22 protein-coding genes are annotated in these 22,212 nt (G+C 60.7%); 8 read left to right on the top strand and 14 right to left on the bottom strand.

Going from position 1 to position 22,212, the window contains the following annotated elements:
• Positions 1–26: 26 nt before the first annotated feature.
• Together rimK and rimB are read right to left on the bottom strand one after the other, a co-directional pair.
• Positions 27–932, bottom strand: coding sequence for a 30S ribosomal protein S6--L-glutamate ligase (gene rimK, locus AC4LE2_RS20125; protein ID WP_491827788.1), 906 nt, complete (start codon positions 930–932; stop codon positions 27–29).
• Positions 929–1,411, bottom strand: coding sequence for a retropepsin-like aspartic endopeptidase RimB (rimB, locus tag AC4LE2_RS20120; RefSeq protein ID WP_491827786.1), 483 nt, complete (start codon positions 1,409–1,411; stop codon positions 929–931). The genes rimK and rimB overlap by 4 nt, the downstream gene beginning before the upstream one ends.
• Before the next feature lie 220 nt (positions 1,412–1,631).
• On the opposite strand from rimB, the gene AC4LE2_RS20115 reads away from it, so the two are divergent.
• On the top strand, positions 1,632–2,036 hold the full coding sequence (locus AC4LE2_RS20115) for an RNA-binding S4 domain-containing protein (RefSeq protein ID WP_491827784.1): 405 nt from the start codon (positions 1,632–1,634) through the stop codon (positions 2,034–2,036).
• A gap of 59 nt (positions 2,037–2,095) precedes the next feature.
• Here the strand turns inward: AC4LE2_RS20115 and AC4LE2_RS20110 are convergent, their stop codons facing one another.
• Entirely contained in the window at positions 2,096–2,893 is a 798-nt protein-coding gene (locus AC4LE2_RS20110; RefSeq protein ID WP_491827782.1) for a phosphatase PAP2 family protein, read from the bottom strand.
• A 104-nt stretch (positions 2,894–2,997) separates the two neighbouring features.
• Between AC4LE2_RS20110 and hslO the strand changes: the two genes are divergently transcribed.
• The gene (gene hslO / locus AC4LE2_RS20105) at positions 2,998–3,900 is read left to right on the top strand and encodes an Hsp33 family molecular chaperone HslO (RefSeq protein WP_491827780.1); all 903 of its coding nucleotides are present in this window, start codon (positions 2,998–3,000) and stop codon (positions 3,898–3,900) included.
• Between the two features lie 177 nt (positions 3,901–4,077).
• The gene (locus tag AC4LE2_RS20100) at positions 4,078–5,622 is read left to right on the top strand and encodes a phosphoenolpyruvate carboxykinase (RefSeq protein ID WP_491827779.1); all 1,545 of its coding nucleotides are present in this window, start codon (positions 4,078–4,080) and stop codon (positions 5,620–5,622) included.
• Positions 5,623–5,747: 125 nt separating this feature from the next.
• Here the strand turns inward: AC4LE2_RS20100 and AC4LE2_RS20095 are convergent, their stop codons facing one another.
• The 5 genes from AC4LE2_RS20095 to yrfG form a co-directional block, all read right to left on the bottom strand.
• Entirely contained in the window at positions 5,748–6,464 is a 717-nt protein-coding gene (locus tag AC4LE2_RS20095) for a hypothetical protein (RefSeq protein WP_491827777.1), read from the bottom strand.
• 222 nt (positions 6,465–6,686) lie between these two features.
• Positions 6,687–9,026: an FdhF/YdeP family oxidoreductase gene (locus AC4LE2_RS20090; RefSeq protein WP_491827775.1), complete on the bottom strand. Its 2,340-nt coding sequence runs from the start codon at positions 9,024–9,026 to the stop codon at positions 6,687–6,689.
• A gap of 2 nt (positions 9,027–9,028) precedes the next feature.
• Positions 9,029–9,856 (bottom strand): formate dehydrogenase accessory sulfurtransferase FdhD, encoded by an 828-nt coding sequence (fdhD, locus tag AC4LE2_RS20085; protein WP_491827773.1) that lies wholly within the window; start codon positions 9,854–9,856, stop codon positions 9,029–9,031.
• A gap of 92 nt (positions 9,857–9,948) precedes the next feature.
• On the bottom strand, positions 9,949–10,836 hold the full coding sequence (locus tag AC4LE2_RS20080) for a LysR family transcriptional regulator (RefSeq protein ID WP_491827771.1): 888 nt from the start codon (positions 10,834–10,836) through the stop codon (positions 9,949–9,951).
• Between the two features lies 1 nt (position 10,837).
• Complete coding sequence (gene yrfG / locus AC4LE2_RS20075) at positions 10,838–11,527, bottom strand: GMP/IMP nucleotidase (RefSeq protein WP_491827769.1); 690 nt, start codon at positions 11,525–11,527, stop codon at positions 10,838–10,840.
• 86 nt (positions 11,528–11,613) lie between these two features.
• Here yrfG and nudE point away from each other — a divergent pair, with 86 nt between their 5' ends.
• Positions 11,614–12,180 (top strand): ADP compounds hydrolase NudE, encoded by a 567-nt coding sequence (nudE, locus tag AC4LE2_RS20070; protein ID WP_491827767.1) that lies wholly within the window; start codon positions 11,614–11,616, stop codon positions 12,178–12,180.
• Positions 12,181–12,197: 17 nt separating this feature from the next.
• Complete coding sequence (cysQ, locus tag AC4LE2_RS20065) at positions 12,198–13,001, top strand: 3'(2'),5'-bisphosphate nucleotidase CysQ (protein ID WP_491828190.1); 804 nt, start codon at positions 12,198–12,200, stop codon at positions 12,999–13,001.
• Between the two features lie 7 nt (positions 13,002–13,008).
• Here cysQ and AC4LE2_RS20060 read toward each other — a convergent pair whose 3' ends face one another.
• The 6 genes from AC4LE2_RS20060 to rfbB are packed head-to-tail and all read right to left on the bottom strand — an operon-like array spanning position 13,009 to position 18,867.
• Positions 13,009–14,403 (bottom strand): sigma-54-dependent transcriptional regulator, encoded by a 1,395-nt coding sequence (locus AC4LE2_RS20060; RefSeq protein WP_491827766.1) that lies wholly within the window; start codon positions 14,401–14,403, stop codon positions 13,009–13,011.
• Positions 14,400–16,208, bottom strand: coding sequence for an ATP-binding protein (locus AC4LE2_RS20055; protein WP_491827764.1), 1,809 nt, complete (start codon positions 16,206–16,208; stop codon positions 14,400–14,402). The genes AC4LE2_RS20060 and AC4LE2_RS20055 overlap by 4 nt, the downstream gene beginning before the upstream one ends.
• 31 nt (positions 16,209–16,239) lie before the next feature.
• Complete coding sequence (gene rfbD, locus AC4LE2_RS20050; protein WP_491827762.1) at positions 16,240–17,118, bottom strand: dTDP-4-dehydrorhamnose reductase; 879 nt, start codon at positions 17,116–17,118, stop codon at positions 16,240–16,242.
• Entirely contained in the window at positions 17,115–17,663 is a 549-nt protein-coding gene (rfbC, locus tag AC4LE2_RS20045) for a dTDP-4-dehydrorhamnose 3,5-epimerase (protein ID WP_491827760.1), read from the bottom strand. The genes rfbD and rfbC overlap by 4 nt, the downstream gene beginning before the upstream one ends.
• Positions 17,660–17,788, bottom strand: coding sequence for a hypothetical protein (locus AC4LE2_RS20040; protein WP_491827758.1), 129 nt, complete (start codon positions 17,786–17,788; stop codon positions 17,660–17,662). Before AC4LE2_RS20040 ends, rfbC begins: the two co-directional genes overlap by 4 nt.
• A complete protein-coding gene (rfbB, locus tag AC4LE2_RS20035) occupies positions 17,785–18,867 on the bottom strand; it encodes a dTDP-glucose 4,6-dehydratase (RefSeq protein WP_491827756.1) in 1,083 nt (360 codons plus the stop codon). The genes AC4LE2_RS20040 and rfbB overlap by 4 nt, the downstream gene beginning before the upstream one ends.
• A 340-nt stretch (positions 18,868–19,207) precedes the next feature.
• Here rfbB and aguA point away from each other — a divergent pair, with 340 nt between their 5' ends.
• The 3 genes from aguA (at position 19,208) to AC4LE2_RS20020 (ending at position 22,193) form a co-directional block, all read left to right on the top strand.
• Positions 19,208–20,314, top strand: a complete 1,107-nt coding sequence (aguA, locus tag AC4LE2_RS20030) for an agmatine deiminase (RefSeq protein WP_491827754.1) — start codon at positions 19,208–19,210, stop codon at positions 20,312–20,314.
• 200 nt (positions 20,315–20,514) lie between these two features.
• Positions 20,515–20,688 carry a hypothetical protein gene (locus tag AC4LE2_RS20025; RefSeq protein ID WP_491827752.1) on the top strand — a complete coding sequence of 58 codons (174 nt, stop codon included), beginning with the start codon at positions 20,515–20,517 and terminating at the stop codon, positions 20,686–20,688.
• A gap of 227 nt (positions 20,689–20,915) precedes the next feature.
• Positions 20,916–22,193, top strand: a complete 1,278-nt coding sequence (locus AC4LE2_RS20020; RefSeq protein WP_491827751.1) for an OprD family outer membrane porin — start codon at positions 20,916–20,918, stop codon at positions 22,191–22,193.
• The last annotated feature ends 19 nt before the right edge of the window (positions 22,194–22,212 follow it).

Below are 22,212 nucleotides of genomic sequence, written 5' to 3'. Positions count from 1 at the left end.
ACCACCGAGTACGGGCGGCCCCAGCCTCAACCCTTGCCTTTGGTGCGGGTGAGGTTAGGGCCGCTGTTTTTCTCCAAGTGCTCAATGATCATATGGGCCACGTTCTTGCCCGTCGTGGACTCAATCCCCTCAAGGCCTGGCGAGGAGTTCACTTCCATCACCAGAGGGCCGTGGTTAGACCTCAAGATATCCACGCCTGCCACGCTCAAACCCATGACTTTGGCGGCGCGTATGGCCGTCATCCGCTCCTCGGGCGTGATCTTGATCAAGCTGGCGGTGCCGCCGCGGTGCAGGTTGGAGCGAAACTCCCCTGGCTTGGCCTGACGCTTCATTGAGGCGATCACCCGATCACCTACCACGAAACAGCGAATGTCCGCGCCGCCGGCTTCCTTGATGTATTCCTGCACCATGATGTTTTGCTTGAGGCCCATGAACGCCTCGATCACTGACTCCGCCGCTTTGGTGGTCTCGCACAGCACTACGCCGATGCCCTGCGTGCCTTCCAGTACCTTGATAACTAACGGTGCGCCGTTGACCATGCTGATGAGGTCTGGAATATCGTCCGGGGAATGCGCGAAGCCTGTTACCGGTAAGCCAACGCCCTTTCGCGACAGCAGCTGTAGGGAGCGCAACTTATCCCTTGACCGGGCAATTGCCACGGATTCGTTAAGGGGGCAGACGCCCATCATCTCGAACTGCCGCAAAACGGCGCAGCCATAGAAGGTAACAGATGCACCGATGCGTGGAATGACCGCATCGAAGCCTTCCAGGGGCTTACCGCGATAGTGGATCTGTGGCTTGTGACTGGCGATGTTCATGTAGGCACGAAGCGTATCCACCACTACCATCTCGTGGCCACGCTCAGTGCCGGCCTCGACGAGCCTGCGGGTGGAATACAGGCGCGGGTTGCGCGATAGCACAGCGATTTTCATTGAGCACCTGGGAGAGCGGAAAGAGAGGCCGGAGAGAGAGGTTTTTCTTGAACGTAGGTTTGGCCAGGATTAACCACCAGTTGGCCGTCAATCAATGCCTTGGAGCCGAGCAGCAGGCGATAACGCATCGCCTTGCGGCACGCCAGGGTGAATTCCACCTGCCATACCCGATCGCCCAAGGCGAGCAACGTGCGGATGACATAGCGAATTTGAGCATGGCCATTGGAGCTGCGCACGGTTTTCATGGTAACCAGCGGCGCCTCACAACGACGGTGCCTAAGCTGAACCACTGAGCCTAAGTGCGCATTGAAGCGTACCCAAGGCTCGCCGTTACGCTCGAAGCGTACGATTTCCGTGGCATGCAGGCTAGAGGTACTGGCGCCCGTATCGATCTTGGCGCGTAAACCCGCCACGCCTAATTCTGGAAGAGCGATCCACTCGCGCAAGCCAATGACAGTAAGGTGGTCGAAAGTCTTCAAGAAAATGCTCGAATAGTCAGCCGTACGGAAGCGTGCGCCGCAGGGGATAGGGCCACCCCCGCCTGTGCGGCCTGTGCATAGACCACGCCGTTGGCTTAATTGCGCTTGGTTTTGATAGCTGCGCGATCAGCCGTTGCCGCACTGTAAACAAAGCGCGCGCGCGTTGCATCCGTACGCCACGGTAGTAGAGTGGATATATGTTTCGAAATGAGGTCAGGCAGTGGCACAACACCCCGAACACGGTGAAAAGGTCCGGTTGGACAAATGGCTATGGGCTGCACGGTTTTACAAGACGCGTGCACTGGCCAAGGCTGCTATTGAGAGTGGCAAGGTTCATTGCCGTGGCGAGCGATGCAAGCCAGGCAAGGAGCCAAAGGTGGGCGATGAATACCAACTGCGCACGGGATTTGACGAGCGTACCGTTGTGGTGACGGCGCTGTCGGATGTGCGCCGCGGCGCACCGGAGGCTCAACTGCTCTATGCAGAGACCCCCGAAAGCCTAGTGCGCCGGGAGCAGGCGGCGGCGTTGCGCAAGGCGGGCGCCCTGGGTGTCAGCTCGGACGGCAAGCCTACCAAGAAGCAGCGCCGGCAATTGTTTACGTTCCGCTCCGGCGATGGCGACTGATGACGTTACTACGCATCAACGCGTGTGGGCGCAACGGCGTGGGCCGTGGCGCTGAGCCCTCACTGGCTCACGATGCTCAAGCGGCGCACGCCCGGTACTTGGCCAAATAGCCGAAATACAGGCGCTGTGGTTTGAGTTAGCCATGAGCTGGTATAGGCCAGAAACGGCGTATGGCAGGACCAGCCAAGGGCGAGAAGCGCCATGATCATGCCCCCAATGTAGTCGTCCTGGCCCCAGTGAGCGCCTGCCACGAGGCGTGGCATCATGAACAGCAGCGTCAGTGCCCACACCACCAGCCATTGCCCGGCACGGCGGCAAGAGAAGCTCATATACAGCGCCCAGATAAGCAATACCGACGCATGGTCGCCCGGGAAGCTCGCACTGGATTGGTCTTTAAGCTCCCACCGCTTTTCCAGATGTGGGTACCAGTCGCTCAGGTGAACGGCGCTGGGCAGCATCAAGGTAGGGCTGTCGTGTTGCCAGCCTGCGGTATCGCACAGCTTCGAAAACAGCGCGCGGATCACCAGCAAGAGTAAAAGCGTGGCGGTGAACCCCCAAAAGGCCTGACGAACCTGCGCCGCGTTGAAAACCCAGTCGCCGCGAATCAGCAGCAGCAGTAGAATAAGCCCGACCAACGCGTCGAACGGCCGTAGACTGCCCGCAGTCCATAAGTAGCGCCAACCGGTATTGGTTGCCAGTGGCTGGTTGAGCAAGGCAAATAGCGCTTCATCGAACGCGGTAAACGCCGCGTGGCCGGTCGGCCATAACCACATGCATAACAATGCAATCGCAACAATATTGCACAGGGCCAGCCCGCGCAGATTCCAGCTTGCCCGGAATAACGCCGGTTTGTTCATAGATACCTCAGTCAAGCAACGTCCGATGCACTCCTGGGTGCAGAGAAGTGGCGGTTAGATAACGCCCATACATATTTTGTCATCTTTCTGTGATAGCCGAACCTATGCACGATTTGCTTAACAACGATTTCACCCAACGTTTCATCTTCGACGACGCCGACGTGCGGGGAGAGATGATCTCGTTGGAGCACAGCTATGCCCAACTGCTGGCCAAGCACGCATACCCCCAGCCGGTTGCAACCTTGTTGGGTGAGTTCATGGCGGCTGCAGCGTTGCTGGCCGGTACGCTCAAATTCGAGGGGCTGCTGATCCTTCAGGCTCGCTCCGAAGGCCCGATCCCACTATTGATGGTCGAGTGCTCCAATACGCTGGAGGTCCGCGGGCTGGCGCGTTACGACGAGAAGGCGCTAGGCAACCAAAACACCCTCGCGGCCCTTATGCCGAATGGCATCCTGGCAATGACCGTCGACCCTACCCAGGGCCAGCGTTATCAGGGCATCGTTGCCCTGGACGGGGAGAACCTGGCGCAGTGCTTCTCCAATTACTTCGCGCTTTCGGAGCAACTGGGCACGCGGTTTTGGCTGGAGGCCGATGGCACGCGTGCACGCGGCATGCTCCTTCAGCAACTGCCCGTGGAGCAGCAGCGCGACCCGCAGGAGCGCGCAGACAAATGGGAGCACCTCATCACGCTGGCCAGCACCCTCAGTGCCGAAGAGTTACTGGAGCTGGACAACCCAACGACCCTGCACCGTCTTTACCATGACGAAGCCGTACGGTTGTTCGACCCTCAACCGGTGGTGTTCAATTGCAGCTGTTCGCGTGAACGCGCAGCGCGGGCACTCATCAGCCTGGGCGAGCCGGATGCCTTGGCGTTGGTGGCCGAACAAGGTGGCACTGTGGAGATAGATTGCCAGTTTTGTAACGAGCGCCATCTGTTTGATATCGCCGACATCGTGCAACTATTTGCCGGTGGCAGGGTCGATGCACCGTCAGATAGCCGTCACTGAACAGATTCAGCAATGTAAATCGCGCTACGAGCGCCGGGATAGCGCCGTTTTGAGCCAATGAAGCTACTCTTTTGCCTTGGTTCTAGGCATAATCCGGCCACTTTTTAGCTGTAGTAGGGTGTAATTTTCTACTACAAACGTTTGGAGCACTCGGCCTTGTTGCCGACGGGGATTCTCATGACGCAAGCCAAAAACGCCGTGTATACCGATATCAGCATCGCTCAACTGGTCGAAGAGGCCATTCGTCGCGGTGAAGGTGAGCTTGCCGCCAATGGCTCGCTGGTTGTGAAAACCGGTCACCGTACCGGTCGTTCGCCCGCAGATCGCTTTATCGTAGAAGAGCCGTCCAGCCAAGACGACATCTCCTGGGGCCCGATTAACCGTAAATTCCCAGCGGACAAGTTCGACGCGCTGTGGACGCGTGTCAGCGGCTACATTGCCGAGCGCGACGCCTTCGTTTCGCATGTTCACGTAGGCTCTGACGCCAGCCACTACCTGGCCGTGAAGATGACCACCGAAACCGCCTGGCATAACCTGTTCGGTCGGTGCCTGTTCATCAACCCCGAGCAGTACAATGCCGGCGCTCGACCAGAGTGGGAAATCCTCAACGCCCCATGGTTCGTCTGTGAACCAGAGCGTGACGGAACCAACTCTGACGGTTGCGTCATCATCAATTTCGCCGCGAAAAAAGTGCTGATCGCAGGTATGCGTTACGCAGGCGAAATGAAGAAGGCCATGTTCTCGGTACAAAACTTCCTGCTGCCGGCAGCCGACGTATTGCCTATGCACTGCGCTGCCAACATGGGCGAAGACGGCGACGTCACCCTGTTCTTCGGCTTGTCCGGTACGGGTAAAACCACCCTGTCGGCCGATGAGAGCCGTTACCTGATCGGTGACGACGAGCACGGCTGGGGCGAGGGTGTGGTGTTCAACATCGAAGGGGGGTGCTACGCCAAGTGCATCGACCTGACCGAGAAGAACGAACCGGTTATCTGGAAAGCCATTCAGTTTGGCGCTGTGCTTGAAAACGTAGTGCTGAACCCGGAAACCCGCCTTCCTGACTACACCGATGACAGCCTGACCCAGAACAGCCGTGCGGCTTACCCGCGAGAGCTGATCGACAAGATCGCCCCCAAGAACCTGGGTGGCGAGCCTAACGCGGTGATCTTCCTCACCTGCGACCTGACGGGCGTATTGCCCCCGGTTTCTATCCTTAGCGAAGAACAAGCGGCCTATCACTTCCTGTCGGGCTACACCGCGCTGGTAGGCTCCACTGAAATGGGCTCGGGCCCAGGCATCAAGTCGACCTTCTCCACCTGCTTTGGCGCGCCGTTCTTCCCGCGTCCGGCAGGCGTGTACGCCGAGCTGCTGATCAAGCGTATTCGCGCCTTCGGCTCGAAAGTCTATCTGGTGAACACAGGCTGGACTGGTGGTGGCTATGGTGTGGGCAAGCGCTTCAACATCCCCACCACCCGTGGCGTGATTGCAGCCATTCAAAGCGGCGCGCTGGTAGGGGCTGAAACCGAGCACTTGGACATCATCAACCTGGACGTGCCCAAGGCCGTCCCAGGCGTCGATACCGCCCTGCTCAAGCCTCGTTCCACCTGGGCCGATGCAGCGGCCTATGACGAGGCCGCCAAAGGCCTGGCAGGCCTGTTCGTTGAAAACTTCAAGAAGTTTGAAGTCTCTGACGCTATCCGTGCCGCCGGCCCTCAGCTGTAAGCACTAAGCAGCGGGGGCAACGCCCCCCGCCGTTAGGGCATAAAAAAATCCGAAGCCTTGTAATAGGGCTTCGGATTTTTTATGCCTGGGCACAGCTTTTAGGCGTTAGCTGCAATGCCGGGCCATCAGGGCGTAAAGATCTGGGCGACCTCACAGAACTGCCCACGTGCTGCACGGGTTTGAGCGTCGCGGGCTTTCTCGGCGCGACGTGTCCAGTCCTTGCATTGGGTACGGAAGTACTGCTGTGCGGCACGGCGGCATTCACGGTGTTCAATGCTTTGATCGGGGAAGTTGAAACACACTGAGCCCTGATCGATCACAGCCCGTTCAATCCGCCATTTGGCGACATAACGGTTAGGGCCGTCCCATTCACGCAGGGCGACCGTCATGACCTGGGAGGATTTGCTCGGGGTTGAGGCGGAGCGGCTGGCATTGGCTTTAAATTGAGCCAGATACTGCGCAGACACCATGCCCTGAGGCGCAGTACTGGCCACTTTAGGTTCTGCAGGTGGTTCGCTGCGTGACACAGCTGCCTTGGGCGGAGCGTTGATAATGACAACCGTTGCCCGGTTAACGACCTGCGTAGCCAGCGCGGTATTCACTACAGCAATAGGTTCAGGCTCGGGCGGTGCAAGTGCAGTGACCTGAGGTGCGGTGCTGTCATCGCCTTGCTTCATCAAACCCCACCCAGCAATGCCTACCGCTGCTGCGACCCACCACCATGCGGTGTTGCTACGCTTCTGTGCGTTGGTTCGCGCTGCGCGTGAGCTGCCCAACACCACATCGATTTGGGCAGGGTCCAGACGCTGTAAGTGAACGCCATTATTAGGGGTGGAGGGCATAGAGGCTTTCCTGGCCGTACTGCTACCGCTTCACCCTAACAATGCTAGATGATGGCGCAGTGCTGTTACTTGGCGCGGGAGATTAAACGCCAGCACAGGAAATGAACAGGGGGAGGGCACGCATTTGGTCGGAATGGATCCTAGCGCAAGACGAGAGGCTATGTGCCCCTCGACTTACTGCGGCTAGGCTGACCGTTGCTCCGCTCCAGCCTTTGGAGAGGGTCAGATGATGCGCGCGCTCTCCTTTGCGCGTTCGAAACGGATAGCAACGAACTTGGAGGTTGGTGTGTGGCTGCCGTCCCCTACGCTTTCCAGCGGCACGAGCGGGTTGGTTTCTGGGTAATACGCAGCTGCCTGGCCTGCGGGAATGTCAAACGGCAACAGCGTGAAGCCACTCACTCGGCGCTCCCGACCATCGTCCCACACCGAAATCATGTCTACTTTTTGGCCAGGTTGATAACCCAGACGGATGATGTCTGCCTCATTGGCAAAGACCACTTCGCGCTGCCCCCGCACGCCACGGTAGCGGTCGTCCAGGCTGTAGATGGTGGTGTTGTACTGATCGTGCGAGCGCAGGGTTTGCAAGATCAGGTCTGGCGTTTGCCCAGTGGAGTGCACCTTGGCATGGAGCAAATCGGTAAGCAGCGCGTTGGCCTTGAAGTTGGCCCGTCCGCTGGTCGTGCTCCAACGGCGCGCCCCCGCCGTGTTGCCGAGGTAGAAACCACCAGGGTGCTCCAGCTTGGTATTGAAGTCAGTGAACCCTGGGATGGTGTCGGCAATAAGCTCACGGATGCGGCTGTAATCTGCCACCATCCACTGCCAGTCGACTGGGCGTGGGCCCAAGGTGGCATTGGCAATACCGGCGATGATGGCAGGCTCCGAACGCATCAGCGGTGAGAGGGGGGCCAGCTGGCCAAAGGAGGCGTGCACCATGGAGAACGAGTCTTCCACGGTGACGGCTTGCGGGCCTTCAGCTTGGCGGTCGATGTCGGTACGGCCCAGGCACGGCAGAATCAGCGCCTGCTTGCCGTGCACCAGATGGCTGCGGTTGAGCTTGGTGCTGATCTGCACCGTCAGGTCGCAATTGCGCAGCGCTTCAACGGTGCGAGGCGTGTCCGGGGTCGCCCTGGCAAAGTTGCCTCCCAGCCCTATGAAGACCTTGGCGCGACCTTCCAGCATGGCGTGGATGGCTTCTACGGTGTTGTGCCCTTGCTGGCGAGGAACCTGGAAGTCGAAGCGTTTTTCCAACGCGTCCAGCAGAAACACCGGTGGGCGTTCATTGATGCCCATGGTGCGGTCACCCTGGACGTTGCTGTGCCCGCGCACGGGGCACAAACCTGCGCCAGGCCGGCCAATGTTGCCACGCAGCAACATCAGGTTAGCCAGCTCCTGGATGGTCTGGACCGAGTGACGGTGCTGAGTGATGCCCATGGCCCAGCACATGATTACCTTGGTGCCTTTGGCATACATGCGCGCTGCCCGCTCGATTTCTACCAGAGGCAGGCCAGACTGGGTAACGATCTCGTCCCAGGTGGTGGCATCGACGGCTGCCAGGTATTCCTGTACTGCGGTAGTGTGGGCATTGATGAATTCATGGTCGAACACCGCCAGGTTGCCACTGGCCTGGGCATCACGCTCCCACTGCAACAAGAACTTGGCCATGCCACGGGCAATGGCCATGTCACCGCCCAGCGCCGGGCGGAAGAACGCCGTGTTGGTGGGGCGGTCGCCGTTGGTGAGCATTTCCAGGGGGTGCTGCGGGTGCTGGAAGCGCTCCAGGCCACGCTCTTTGAGCGGGTTCACGCACACCACCTGAGCGCCTCGCTCTACGGCTTCACGCAAGGGTTCAAGCATGCGAGGGTGGTTGGTGCCGGGGTTCTGGCCCCATACAAAGATCGCATCGGCATGGTGGAAGTCTTCAAAGGTGACGGTGCCTTTGCCCACCCCGATGCTTTGCCCCAGGGCCACGCCGCTGGCTTCGTGGCACATGTTCGAGCAGTCCGGGAAGTTATTGGTCCCGAACGACCGTACGAAGAGCTGGTAGAGGTAGGCTGCCTCGTTGCTGGCGCGGCCTGATGTGTAAAACTCAGCCTGGTCAGGGTTTTCCAGCCCATTGAGGTGCTGGGCGATGAGGGCGAAGGCCGCATCCCATTCGATGGGCTTGTAGCGGTCGGTTGCGCTGTCGTAGATCATTGGCGCCGTCAGACGGCCTTGGTACTCAAGCCAGTAATCACTCTGCTCCTGCAGTGCGGTCACGGTATGGCGGGCAAAGAACGCGGGGTCTACCCGGCGCTTGGTGGCTTCCCAGTTCACGGCTTTGGCGCCGTTCTCGCAGAACTTCACCAAGCCATCTTCGGGCGACTCGCCCCAGGCGCAGCCGGGGCAATCGAAGCCACCGTTCTGGTTGGTTTTAAGCAGCGTGCGGATATTCTTCAACGCATTGCCGCTACCCAGCCAGAACTTGGTCACGCTCTGAAGCGCGCCCCAACCAGCGGCCGGGCCTGTGTAGGGCTTGTAACGGGGAGGCGAAGCGGGGGCTGTTTCCTTGACATGAGTAGTCACGATCAAATCTCCATCACGGGGCTGTACACCCGTGGCGCGCTATGGTGCGGCAGGTGAATGAGGTTCAGGTTGTGCTGTCGCGCCCATTGGCAAGCAAGGCCTGTAGGCGCAGAAAAACTGACCAAGGTGGTAATCCCGGCGCGAAGCATTTTCTGGATAAGCTCCAGGCTGCAACGGCTGGTAACGACCGCAAGCCCCCCGGTGGTGTTGATGTTCTGGCGCAACAGCGCACCGATCAGTTTATCCAGGGCGTTGTGTCGGCCAATGTCTTCACGTGCGAGCAGCAGCTCGCCGGTGCTGTCCATAAAGGCTGCGGCATGTACCGCGCCAGAGCGCTGTGCCAAGGGCTGTAGGTCGCTGATGCGTTGGCGCAGGCCTTCTAGCCACTGCGGGGGTGGCAGTGGTGCAGGCTCAAGCACCGGCAGGTCGGGTAACGCTTGGTCTACGGCTTCTACGCCGCAGAGGCCGCAGCCGCTGGTGCCCGTCATTTGCCGGCGATGGTCTTTTAGTGACCAGAACGCCCGGCTGGAAATCTCCACCTCAGCGGCCCGGCTGGCCCCTACACCGCGTATCTGAATGTCGTAGATGTCGTCGAGCCCTGCCACGATGCCACTGGCCAAGCTAAAGCCTACGACGAAGTCTTCAAGGTCTCGCGGGCTGACCAGCATCACCGCCTGGCTGATGCCGTTGTAGGCCACCGCCAGTGCGACCTCTTCGGCCAGGGCAGTATGCGCGACTTCACCACCGCTCAGCGGGGTGAAAACATAGTCCTGGCTTGTGGAATAAGGACTTTCGCTGGGTGCCAGGGTAGCGGATCGCATAGCGGGCATTCGGCAGTACCGGCAGTTTGGTTTATTCAGCCTATGCCGGGTGTGACTGGTCGTCTAATCGCTTGTTCCGATCTGCTGATAGATGGCCTCGATTAGCCCTCGTTGTTACCGTTCTGGTAATAGGCGAAACAGGCCTGCGCAAGGGGCGAGCGGGGTTCACCGCGGCGCATGATCAGGCCTAGGCTGGCCAAGGTTTGTGCATGCTCGATGGGGTGAAGGCGCAAGTGCTCGGTCAGGCCCTCCAGGCCCCCATCCAGCGGCATGATGGCGCAGCACAGCCCGCCGTGTACGGCTTGCAACAACTGGTGCACGGCATCTGTCTGTAAGAGCGGGCGCGGGTAAAGCCCCTGGCTGTGAAACGCATGGTCGATGGACTGGCGAAAGTGCATGCCGGTCGTGAGCAGGCCCAGGGGCAACTCATTCACCTGTGCCCAACTCAAAGGCGCCGCTTCGAACTGATAAAAGCGCTGGTCATGCAGCAACCCCATGCGCGTCTCATTCAGTGGCAGCGCCTCAAACCCGGCGGGGTCTAGCCGGTCCAGGTAGGACACGCCCAGGTCCAGGCGATTACTGGCCAGCTGTTCCAGTAACTGGTCGGAGCTCAACGAGCTGAGTTCGAAACGTAACTCTGGGTGCAGCCGGTGCATGCCGCGCAGCAAGGGGACTGGATCGAAACTTGACAGCGGCACCACACCCAACCGCAACGTGCCCACCAAATGGCCACGGCAGGCCGCTGCTTCGGCTTGCAGCCCATCGTAGGCTGCCAGCACGGTACGGGCCCACGCCAGAATACGCTCGCCGGGCGGCGTGAAGCCCTCGAAGCGCTGACCTCGGTTGACCAGGGGCAGGTCCAACTCTGATTCCAGGTTGCGCAAGCGCATGGACAGCGTGGGCTGGGTAATATGACACCGCGCGGCCGCTTGCCCAAAGTGGCGGGTTTCATCTAGGGCCACCAGGAACTTCAACTGCTTGATGTCCATATCAGGCTCCCGGCTGGCGAGCGATAGGGGCAAGGCCGGTGATCAAATCCCGAAAATCCTCAACGGCTTCGAACTCTTCCGTAGGCTTTGGCCCTTTGCGGCTGTCTGGCTCGCGTACCGCCAACAGATGGCCGATGCCGTAGGCACGGGCGCTGCGCAGGATGGGCAAGGTATCGTCTATGAACAGCGCCCGGGCCGGGTCGAAGTGCAGGTCTGCGTGCAGCGCGTTCCAGAACGCGGGCGTTTCCTTGGGGTAGCCGTAGTCGTGAGACGAAATCAGCCGATCAAACCAAGGCGTCAGGGCGATGCGCTCTAGCTTCAAGGTAAGTGAGCCCCGGTGAGCGTTGGTAATCATCACCAGGCGCTTCCCCGCCTGTTTCGCGGCTTCTAAAAAGGTATCGGCATAGGGCCGCAGCGCAATCAGGTGAGCGATTTCGTGCTTGAGGTCAAGGATCGACAGGTTCAGCTCCCTGCTCCAGAAGTCCAGGCAGTACCAGTTGAGCAGCCCCGCGTTCGCCTCGAACATCGGTTGTAGCATGGCCTGGGCCGTGGCCAGGCTTACCCCGTGTAGCTCAGCGTAGCGTTGCGGCAGGTGGTTCAACCAAAAGTGGTTGTCGAAATGCAAGTCCAGCAACGTACCGTCCATGTCGAGCAGAACGGTATCGATATCAGGCCAGGCTAAAGCGGGCATCGGAGAGCTCCCGGGCAGCGGAAAACAGGCTCGGCGTTGGCGCAAGCCAAGGTATAGTAACGCGTTCAAGCCAAGGAGCCGCCTCTATGCGCCATAAACCCACCGTGCTGGCTCGTGAGATCGTCGCCAGCAGCCGAATCTTCCGGGTCGAACAAGTGCAGCTACGCTTTTCCAATGGCGTGGAGCGTACCTACGAACGGTTAGTGGGCAGCGGCACAGGCCACGGGGCGGTGATGATCGTGGCCATGCTCGATGCCGAGCATGCCGTACTGGTGGAAGAGTATTGCGGTGGGACTGAAACCTACGAATTGTCATTGCCGAAGGGGCTTATCGAGCCTGGCGAAGACGTGCTCGCCGCCGCTAACCGGGAGTTGAAAGAAGAGGCGGGGTTTGGTGCGCGTCACCTTGAACGGTTGACTGAGCTATCGCTGTCGCCCGGCTACATGAGCCAGAAGATTCACGTGGTACTGGCCACGGGCTTGTACGAAGAGCAGTTGGAAGGGGATGAACCTGAGCCCATGCGGGTCGACCAGGTGAACCTGCGGGCCCTGAGCGAACTGGCCCAACATCCCGCCTTCAGCGAAGGTCGGGCCCTGGCAGCGCTGTACTTGGCGCGGGATGTGATGGTGCAGCGCGGGGAGCTGAGCCTGTGAGTTATCCACACCCGTTGATGGAAGGTGCCTTGGCCATCGCGCGCGCGGCAGGCCAGGCGATTTTACCCTTCTGGCGCACCGGGACAAAGGTCACGGCCAAGGCCGATGATTCCCCGGTAACCGCAGCCGACCTGGCCGCCCATCATGTGATTGCCCAAGGCCTGGCCCACCTGGCGCCTGAGATCCCGGTGTTGTCCGAAGAGGATTGCGACGTACCCTTGGGCGTGCGTCAGGGCTGGCGGCAATGGTGGCTGGTAGATCCACTGGATGGCACCAAAGAGTTTATCGCTGGCAGTGATGAGTTCACGGTCAACATTGCCCTGATCGAAGACGGCAAGGTGGTGTTCGGCATCGTGACCATGCCCGTCAGCGGCTGCTGTTGGTGGGGTGGGGCACATTTGGGCGCCTGGTGTGGCGAAGCAGGGCAGGCCGCTCAGCCTATCAAGGTGAGGGCCACGCCTGCGGCGGGTGAGCCCTTTACCCTGGTGGCCAGCCGGCGCCATTCCAGCCCTCAGCAGGAGCACCTGTTGGCAGGCCTGGGCGAGGTGGTAGGGCCGCTACGGCTGACCAGCGTGGGCAGCTCCCTGAAGTTTTGCCTGCTGGCAGAAGGTACCGCCGACTGTTACCCACGCCTGGCGCCCACCTCACAGTGGGACACCGCCGCTGCTCAGGGCGTACTGGAAGGGGCGGGGGGCGAAGTGATCGATACCCAAGGGCAGCCCTTTATCTACCCGGCCAGGGAAAGCCTGCTGAACCCGCATTTCCTGGCGCTGCCAACCGGGGTGCCATGGCGTAGCGCATTACTGGGGTTGTGCAGGTAAACCTGCTTTATTCGCCGTCTTCGCCGCTGCCCACGTTCAGCCCGTGCTTACGCAGCTTGTCGTGCAGGGTTTTACGCGGGATGCCTAAGGCTTCGGCAAGGCTGCGCAGGGAGCCATGCCCCTTGGTCATCTCCGTGCTTATCAACTGGCGCTCGAACGCCTCTACTTGCTCATTCAAGGGCCCTGTTGTGATGGCCTCGGCCGTGTCTGGCAAGGTGTGCTCCTGGCCACCAGGTGCATCCAGCGACAGGTCCAGCCCCAAGGCGAAGCGCTCGGCGACGTTTTGCAGCTCTCGAACGTTGCCCGGCCAGGCGTAACGCAGCAAGGCTGCCCGCTGCGCCGGCTGCAGCGACTGTACCGGCAGGCCGTGCCGCTCAGCCGCCGAGCCACTGTAATGGTCGAACAACGTGATGATGTCCTCACCGCGCTCGCGCAGCGGCGGGATACGCACGGGCGCTACGTTCAAACGGTAATACAGGTCTGCTCGGAAACGGCCTTGGTCGGCGGCCTGGCGCAGGTCTTCTTTGGTGGCAGCGATCACCCGAATGTCCAAGGGGATTTGCTGGTTGCCCCCCAAGCGCTCCACTACCCGCTCTTGCAGCAGGCGCAGCAGCTTGACCTGAACGTCCAGGCTCATGCTTTCGATTTCATCCAGGAACAAAGTGCCGCCATTGGCAAACTCGAACTTGCCGATGCGGCGTTTTTGCGCCCCTGTAAACGCACCGGGCTCATGGCCGAACAGCTCGCTTTCCACCACCGACTCAGCAAGCGCACCGGCGTTGATGGCCACGAACGGCCCGTTACGACGGCCCGAGAGGTCGTGTAGCGCCCGCGCGACCACTTCCTTGCCGGCCCCGGTTTCCCCCAGGATCAAAACGTCGGCACGGGTGGCGGCCAAGGCGCCAATCTGTTCGCGCAAGCGGGTCATCGAGGGGCTATGGCCTACCAGGCGCGTGCCCAAGGCCTGGCGATCGCTCAGGGCAAGGCGCAGGCTGCGGTTATCCAGCACCAGCCGTCGATGGCTAAGGGCACGGCGCACGCTGTCGAGCAACGCCTCGCTAGGGAAAGGCTTTTCCAGGAAGTCATAGGCGCCGGCACGCATGGCCTCGACGGCCAGGGGCACGTCGCCGTGCCCGGTGATGAGCAACACCGGCAGCTCAGGGTCGCTGGCATGAAGCGCTCGCAACACAGTCAGCCCATCGACGCCCGGCATCCGAATGTCCGAGACCACGACCCCCGGCCAGTCTCGCCCGATTCGGGCCTGCAGGTCAGTGGCCTGTTCAAGGGCGAGCACCTTGAGCCCGGCAAGGTCCAAAGTCTGGCTCAGGGCCTGTCGCAGGTGGGAGTCGTCGTCGATCAAGACGACGTCGGTATGCGCCGCCACGGCATCGAGGGTTGTCATGCCAGGTCCTCATGGGGTTGGGGGCTCACGCCAGGCGTCGCAGGCCGAAGCCTCAAGGTCAACAGCGCGCCGCCTTGAGGGTGGTTGGCCATTAGCAGTTCGCCGCCCAGGGCGCGCATCAGCGTATCGCAGATGGCCAGGCCCAGGCCAAGCCCCTGGGTGCGGGTTTTGGTCGTGAAGAAGGGCTCGCGGGCATGGGCCAGGGCTTCGCTGCTAAAGCCTGGGCCGTTGTCCCGGATGTAAAGGTCGACCCCCTCGCTGGTGCGCGCGGCGCTCATCCAGATCCGTCGGGGAGTGGCTTTTTCGGTCAGCGCATCCAAGGCATTGGCCAGCACGTTACCCAGTACCTGGCGCAGCCGTGTCTCACCGGCTTGTACCCATAAGGGCGCGTCGGGCAGGTCACGGATAAGCTCCACGGCCATCGCCCGACGCCGTTTGGCGAGCAGCGCCAGTGCATCTTCCAGCGCAGGCTGTAGCGCCACGCTCTCCGGGGCGTGGCGGTCCCGCCGGGCGAACGCCCTCAGGTGAGCGATGATCGACGCCATGCGGGCAGTGAGTTCGCTGATTGCCTTCAGGTTGCCGCGCGCATCATCCGTACGCTGATGGTCCAGCAGTACGCCAGCGTTATCGGCGTAACTGCGGATGGCAGCCAGTGGCTGGTTCAGCTCATGGCTAATGCTGGCACTCATGGTACCCAAGGCAGACAGCTTGCTGGCCTGGACGAGTTCGTCTTGAGCCTGCACAAGTTTTTGTTGCGCGTGCTCGCGCTCCAGCACCTCCTGGCGCAATCGGCTGTTGAGCTTTTGCAGTGCACTGGTGCGCTCGCTGACCCGCGCTTCGAGCTCTTGGCGGGCCCGCGCTTCGAAGGCGATGCGGTCCAGGTAATTGCGCCGCCGTTGCATCATCAGGCCCAGCATAAGCATCAAGGCCAGCAACGCGGCGCTGCCCACCGCCACCACGGTGCGTACTGGGCGGTCGATCAGGCTGCGAGGCGCCAGCAGGTTGACCGTCCAGCCGGTTTCGCTGATGAATCGGCTTTGGGTAAGCCAGGCGTGATGGTCGAGTTGCACCAGCCCAGGATTACCTGCGGGGTATGGCTGGTTGGCGGCAATCGCGGCGCGCTCGTCGTCTGTCAGCGGGCGCGTTGCGCGGTAGCGCCACTCGGGTTGTGAGGTCAGGATCACTACCCCGTATTGGTCGCTTACGGCCAATTGCTCCGGCGTGCGCCCCCATAGGGTTTCGGTGTGGTCCAGGTCTACCTTCACCACCAGGGCGCCGATGGTGTCCTGGCCTTCGCGCACACCGGCCGCGAAGAAATAACCGCGCTTTGCAGAGGTAGTACCCAGGCCAAAGAAACGCCCGAGACGGCCCGCGATGGCATCGCTAAAGTACGGTCGGAACGCGAAGTTACGGCCTAGAAAGCTGTCTCGCTGGTCCCAATTGGACGCTGCTAGCGTATTGCCGGCTGGGTCCATGAGGTACATGACTTCGGCACCGGTTTGATCGCAGATGGTCTTGAGCAGGCGGTTGGCGACATCTTGCAGCCTTGGGTCGGCAGGCCTTGCCAGCAATTGGCGCAAGGCGGGCAAGTCGCTGAGGATGGGCGGCAGTGCTTCGTAGCGACGTAACGTGCCCAGCAGGTTGGCAACGTACAGGTCCAGGGTTTGGCGGTTCTGGCTGATCAGCTCGCTGCGGTAATACCGCTCAGCCAGTTGTTGCAATGGCAGCAACAAGGGCGCAAGGCACAACGCAAGGAGCGCAAGGTTGCGCCAGCGCGGGCGGCGGGGGAGGGCGGGCTTGATCATGCGCGCATGTTAACCCACCCGGCCCTTAAAATTACGCGCCTTGCAAACACTCCAGCAGCGCGCTGTGCCAATCCGCCTGGCGTACACCCCATTGCCGTTCCAGCAGGCTGCAATCCAGGCGGGAGTTCACCGGCCGTTGTGCAGGGGTGGGGTAATCACTGGCGGGGATAGGCAGCAAGGTTGCGCACGGCTTGCCTTGGCGCTGCAACTGCTCAGCGATAGCCTGGGCGAAGCCAAACCAGGAGGTTTCACCCTTGGCGGTAAGGTGGTACACCCCCCAGCCCCCCGCCTGGCCTGCCTGCCAGCGTTCGATCAAGGCCACGGTGCTCTGCGCGATGGCGCCCGCCCAGGTTGGCGCGCCAAACTGATCCGCCACTACTTTAAGCTCAGGCCGCTCCTGCATAAGCCGCTGCATGGTGAGCAGGAAATTGCGCCCATGGGTGGCGTATACCCAGCTGGTCCGCAGAATGAGGTGCTGCCCGCCTACCGCCTGTATCGCCAGCTCGCCCGCCAGCTTGCTTTGGCCATAGACGCCTAGCGGCCCAGTAGGGTCGGTTTCCACGTAGGGGGAGGGCTTGTTGCCATCGAACACGTAGTCGGTGGAGTAGTGAATCAACGGCACGCCCAGGCGCTGGGCTTCTTCGGCCAATACGCCGGGGGCAACGGCATTGATCGCAAAGGCCAGTTCGCCCTCGGATTCGGCTTTATCCACCGCCGTGTGCGCGGCCGGGTTGATGATCAGGCTCGGCCGCAACGCACGCACCTGTTCCCGAATGGCCTCGGGGTGGGTGAGGTCAAGGGTGGCGCTGCCCAGTACCTGGACGTGGGCCTTGCCCGCCAGGCACCGTTGCAACTCGGTACTGACTTGGCCATGCGCCCCAATCAGCATCACGTTCAAGGGGGTACTCATTCGAACACGTCCGCGTCTGCAAAGGGCTTGCCCTGTTGATCCTTGGCAGAAAGGCGTGGTTCAAGGCCACTCAGCTGCCAATCGATAGCCAGAGTAGGGTCGTTCCACGCAATGGAGCGCTCGGCAGCCGGGTTGTAGTAATCAGTGGTCTTGTATAGGAAGTCTGCGGTTTCGCTTAACACCACGAACCCGTGCGCAAAGCCTTCGGGGATCCACAGCTGGCGCTTGTTCTCTTCCGACAGCAACACGCTTACCCACTGGCCGAAGGTAGGGGAGCGACGGCGGATGTCCACGGCGACGTCCAGTACCTCACCGCTGACCACGCGCACCAGCTTGCCTTGAGGGTTGGTCAACTGGTAATGCAAACCACGCAATACGCCGCGCTGGGAGCGCGAGTGGTTGTCCTGCACAAAGGCCGCCTGGCGCCCGGCGGCGTCCGCAAACTGGCGTTCGTTGAAACTTTCGAAGAAGAACCCGCGTTCATCACCGAACACCTTCGGCTCGATGATCAGTACATGGGGGATGGAAGTAGCCACAACATTCATAGAGATTCTCGTGCCAGGGCGAAGAAGGATTGACCATGGCCAGCCTTGCCAAAGGCGTTGGCCTGCACCACTAACGTGAGCGGCAGGCGCCTGCCGGAGCCGCCCGTCAGCACAGTAGCTTTCATGCAATCAGGTCTTTGTGTTCAGCGCCGCCCAAGCGTTCGCGCTGGTAGCTGCCATCCTGTACACGGCGGCACCAGTCAAGGTTGTCCAGGTACCACTGCACCGTCTTGCGCAGGCCGGTCTGGAAGGTTTCCTGAGGCACCCAGCCCAGGTCCTGTTCGATCTTGCTGGCATCGATGGCGTAACGCAGGTCGTGGCCAGGGCGATCTTTCACGAAGGTGATCAGGTCTGCATAGTGGCCCAAACCCTCGGGCCGCGAAGGCGCCAGCTCTTCGAGCAGCTCACAGATACCGCGCACCACATCGATGTTCTTTTGCTCGTTATGGCCGCCAATGTTGTAGGTCTCGCCCACCTGGCCACGGGTTACGACTTCCAGCAAGGCCCGCGCATGGTCTTCCACGAACAGCCAGTCGCGCACTTGCAGGCCATCGCCGTACACCGGCAAGGGCTTGCCTTCCAAGGCATTGAGGATGACCAGCGGAATCAGCTTCTCTGGGAAGTGATACGGGCCGTAGTTATTGGAGCAGTTGGTGACCACTACCGGCAGGCGATAGGTACGGTTCCATGCCCGCACCAGGTGATCGGACGCGGCCTTACTGGCCGAATAGGGCGAGCTGGGCGCGTAGGGCGTGGTTTCGGTGAAGAGGTCGTCAACGCCGTGAAGGTCGCCGTACACCTCGTCGGTGGAGATGTGGTGGAACCGAAACGCCTCGCGCGCTGGGCCTTCAAGGCTGTTCCAATAGGCACGGGTGGCTTCCAGCAGGGCATAGGTGCCCACGATGTTCGTCTGTATGAACGCCGAAGGCCCATCGATGGAACGGTCCACGTGCGATTCAGCGGCCAGGTGCATGATAGCTTCCGGCTTGAAGCGGGCCAGCACCTCAGCCATCGCGGGCTGGTCGATGATGTCCGCCTGAACGAACTCATAGCGCGTATCAGTGGCGATGGCCGTTAAGGATTCAAGGTTGCCCGCGTAGGTAAGCTTGTCTACGTTGAGCACTTCATGTTCGGTACGTTGAATCAGGTGCCGTACCAGGGCCGAACCGATAAAGCCCGCCCCGCCAGTAATAAGGATTCGCATGTGTTGCGCCTTTTTCCTTAAGTCGCCAGTGATAAATGGGGCTACTTTGTGGGCATACGTGGCTGCGTGCAAGCCTCAATACACCTTTACCGCACAACGAGGCGTGCCAGCGGTATTACCCGCGCTCCGCAGCGCGGTCGGGGTGCTTGATAAACGCCGGGCAACGCGGCGATATTGAGGTCTGAAACCGAGGTTATCCTGATGCCCTGCATGCGCTGATTCTCGTACTTCCGACAGTTATCGGTCCACGAGGCTGACGTGTACGATGCTGGAGCACTTTTTGCCCGTCGGCCACACGCTTGTGTCCGATCAACACCCATGACTCCGCTGGAACCTGACCATGACCACCCTTACCCGTACTCCAAAGGCCGATGGCTTCCATATGCCTGCCGAATGGGCACCTCATAGCCAGCTCTGGATGCTATGGCCGGAGCGCCCGGACAACTGGCGGCTGGGCGGCAAGCCCGCTCAGATCGCCCACGTGGCACTGGCGCGCGCCATTGCCCGCTTTGAGCCCGTCACCGTAGGCGTGTCTGCCGCGCAGTATGAAAATGCCCGGGCGCGCCTGGATGTGCCGAACATCCGCGTGGTTGAAATGAGCAGCGACGATGCCTGGATGCGCGACACCGGGCCTACCTTCGTCATCAACGACAGTGGCGAAGTGCGCGGCGTGGATTGGGATTTCAACGCGTGGGGGGGCTTCAATGGCGGCCTCTACAGCCCTTGGAACCGTGACACTCAGGTTGCCAGCAAAGTGCTGGACATGGAGCGCTGCGCGCGCTACTGCACCGAAGGCTTCGTACTGGAAGGCGGCTCTATCCATGTGGATGGTGAAGGTACGGTGATTACTACCGAAGAGTGCCTGCTCAACGCCAACCGCAACCCGCACCTGAGCCGCGCCGAGATCGAAGCCTGGCTAGGCGACTACCTCAACGTGAGCAAGGTGGTGTGGCTGCCCAACGGCCTGTTCAACGACGAGACCGACGGCCATGTGGATAACTTCTGCTGTTACGTGCGCCCAGGCGAAGTGTTACTGGCGTGGACAGACGACCCACGTAACCCCAACTACACGCGCTGCCAGGAAGCACTTCAGGTACTGGAAAGCACCACCGATGCCCAAGGCCGCCGCTTTGTTGTGCACAAGATGCCTATTCCAGGGCCTCTGTTTGCTACCGCCGAAGAATGTGACGGGGTCGACATCGCTGCGGGCAGCCAGCACCGCGACCCTTCCGTACAACTGGCAGGGTCGTATGTGAATTTCTTGATCGTCAACGGCGGCATCATCGCCCCGAGTTTCTCGCAAGCCACGGATGACACGGCTCGGGAGATACTCCAGCGGGTATTCCCTGAGCACGAGGTGGTGATGATACCCGGCCGCGAACTACTGCTAGGCGGTGGCAACATCCACTGCCTGACCCAGCAGCAGCCGGCGCCACATCACGCATAAAACCCGCTTTCCAGGGTCTCCCACGTCTGGCTTTGAGGTGTGGGAGTAACTGCATTTTTCGAGCCTCTTGCGCTGGCACAGGTTTTGTATCTTTATATACAGCGGTGAACGTAGGCTGTTCATGCGCCTGTAACGAAGTAAATCTAGCCTGTGCTGTCCGTTGAATCGGGGATGTGGCGATGAATGCAGTCAGAGGGCCTATGCCCCAGAGAACTACCACCACCGTGGCCTTGACAGTGGCGCAGCGTGCCAAGGCAAATACAGGTCGCAAAGGGTGTCTAAGCCACTCACGCCAGATGATTGCCGAACGGTACCCGGCAGGCCTCATCAGTGAAGACGAGCTTGAAGCCTTGTTAGGCATTATCGAAACCTGACGGTTGGCCTCGCGCATTCACGGAAGGCGCAGCGTCTAGGCGTATTCCGATTTCCCCTGGTTATTCCATTTCGTGGTTTGACACCCCTTGGTGCCCTCTCTAGGATCCGCAGCGCTGCGGCCACCGCTCAGGGTCGGCGCTCGCGTAGGGGCTTGATGCTCGATAGCGTGGGGCGTTCAGCCGCCGTATGAGCGTGGTGCGCTTTTTCATGGCACAAGGAAACCACGATGTTGAATCACCGCATGAGCCTGCTGGCGCTTGGGCTTTTATTCGCAACCCCGGTCATGGCTAGCGATCAGGCCAATGCCGAAGGGTTCGTTGAGGGCAGCCACGCCAACGTATTGCTGCGCAATGCCTACATCAACCGTGACTACAAGCATGGCGACAGTGACCGCGCCGAATGGGGCCAAGCCGCTATTGGCACCTTTACCTCCGGCTTCACTCAAGGCACCGTTGGCGTAGGCGTGGATGCCTTCGGCCTGTATGCCCTTCGCCTTGATGGCGGCAGTGGCCGAAGCGGGGCGGGTGGCATCGATTTCTTCAAGCAGGACAGCCACGATAACGCCAAGCGTGACATCGCCAGGGCTGGGGCGGCCATCAAGTTCAGGGTGTCTAACACGGAACTCAAGTATGGGCAGATGATACCTTCGCTGCCGGTACTCAACTACGACGACACCCGCCTGCTGCCTGAAAGCTATACCGGCTACCTACTCACCTCCCGTGAAGTCGACGGCCTGGTTCTCAATGCAGGGCATTTCACCGCTGAGGCCCGTAAAAGCGCCGAAGGCCAGGACAGCGGCGGTGTGAAGCAGCTGGACGTGTTCGGCGGCACCTACACGTTTTCAGAGCACCTGAACGCCTCGCTGTATGCCTCCGATGGCGAGGACCGGCTCAAGCGGCAATACGTGGGCGTGACCTATGTAGTGCCTCTGGAAGATGAGCATTCCCTCACCTGGGAGCTCAACGGCTACCGCACAACGCTGGACAGAGGCTATGCCAGCAGTATGGACACTGGCCGCAATAACAAGATCTGGAGCCTGGCGGCTACCTATGAGATAGGGGCGCACTCGTTCACCCTGGCGCATCAGCGCAGCACGGGCGATACCGGCTATGCCTATGGTGGCTATGGCAAAGAGGGCGGTGTAGGCGACGGCGGCTCGACCATCTTCCTGGCCAACTCCTACTGGTCGGACTTCAACGCTGAGGATGAGCGCTCCTGGCAATTGGCCTATGGCGTGGCTTTCGAGGAATACGGCCTGCCGGGCCTGACCTACAAGATTGCCTACGTACGGGGCGATAACATTCGCACCAATAACGGCGAAGGCGTAGAGCGTGAGTGGTTCAACCAACTTCAATATGTGGTTCAGGACGGCCCCGCAAAAGACCTGAAGCTGCGCCTGCGTAGCTCTATGTTGCGTACGTCCGCCAATGTGCGCGAGTCCGGCTACAACGATGATGGCAACGAAGTCAGGCTGTTCGTAGAGTACCCAATGAACGCCTTCTAATCGCCGTTCAAATGCGGGC

The sequence above is a fragment of the Pseudomonas sp. 9.3L genome, from assembly GCF_058536285.1.
Note: the sequence above shows the minus strand (reverse complement) of the source record. Positions and strands in the feature narration are given on the sequence as shown.

Bases quoted from the DNA above. Each gene is read 5' to 3' on its own strand.
- rimK (WP_491827788.1), bottom strand. From the start codon at position 932: ATGAAAATCGCTGTGCTATCGCGCAACCCGCGCCTGTATTCCACCCGC.
- AC4LE2_RS20110 (WP_491827782.1), bottom strand. From the start codon at position 2,893: ATGAACAAACCGGCGTTATTCCGGGCAAGCTGGAATCTGCGCGGGCTG.
- hslO (WP_491827780.1), top strand. From the start codon at position 2,998: ATGCACGATTTGCTTAACAACGATTTCACCCAACGTTTCATCTTCGAC.
- AC4LE2_RS20100 (WP_491827779.1), top strand. From the start codon at position 4,078: ATGACGCAAGCCAAAAACGCCGTGTATACCGATATCAGCATCGCTCAA.
- AC4LE2_RS20095 (WP_491827777.1), bottom strand. From the start codon at position 6,464: ATGCCCTCCACCCCTAATAATGGCGTTCACTTACAGCGTCTGGACCCT.
- fdhD (WP_491827773.1), bottom strand. From the start codon at position 9,856: ATGCCCGCTATGCGATCCGCTACCCTGGCACCCAGCGAAAGTCCTTAT.
- AC4LE2_RS20080 (WP_491827771.1), bottom strand. From the start codon at position 10,836: ATGGACATCAAGCAGTTGAAGTTCCTGGTGGCCCTAGATGAAACCCGC.
- yrfG (WP_491827769.1), bottom strand. From the start codon at position 11,527: ATGCCCGCTTTAGCCTGGCCTGATATCGATACCGTTCTGCTCGACATG.
- nudE (WP_491827767.1), top strand. From the start codon at position 11,614: ATGCGCCATAAACCCACCGTGCTGGCTCGTGAGATCGTCGCCAGCAGC.
- cysQ (WP_491828190.1), top strand. From the start codon at position 12,198: ATGGAAGGTGCCTTGGCCATCGCGCGCGCGGCAGGCCAGGCGATTTTA.
- AC4LE2_RS20060 (WP_491827766.1), bottom strand. From the start codon at position 14,403: ATGACAACCCTCGATGCCGTGGCGGCGCATACCGACGTCGTCTTGATC.
- AC4LE2_RS20055 (WP_491827764.1), bottom strand. From the start codon at position 16,208: ATGATCAAGCCCGCCCTCCCCCGCCGCCCGCGCTGGCGCAACCTTGCG.
- rfbD (WP_491827762.1), bottom strand. From the start codon at position 17,118: ATGAGTACCCCCTTGAACGTGATGCTGATTGGGGCGCATGGCCAAGTC.
- rfbC (WP_491827760.1), bottom strand. From the start codon at position 17,663: ATGAATGTTGTGGCTACTTCCATCCCCCATGTACTGATCATCGAGCCG.
- AC4LE2_RS20040 (WP_491827758.1), bottom strand. From the start codon at position 17,788: ATGAAAGCTACTGTGCTGACGGGCGGCTCCGGCAGGCGCCTGCCGCTC.
- rfbB (WP_491827756.1), bottom strand. From the start codon at position 18,867: ATGCGAATCCTTATTACTGGCGGGGCGGGCTTTATCGGTTCGGCCCTG.
- aguA (WP_491827754.1), top strand. From the start codon at position 19,208: ATGACCACCCTTACCCGTACTCCAAAGGCCGATGGCTTCCATATGCCT.
- AC4LE2_RS20025 (WP_491827752.1), top strand. From the start codon at position 20,515: ATGCCCCAGAGAACTACCACCACCGTGGCCTTGACAGTGGCGCAGCGT.
- AC4LE2_RS20020 (WP_491827751.1), top strand. From the start codon at position 20,916: ATGTTGAATCACCGCATGAGCCTGCTGGCGCTTGGGCTTTTATTCGCA.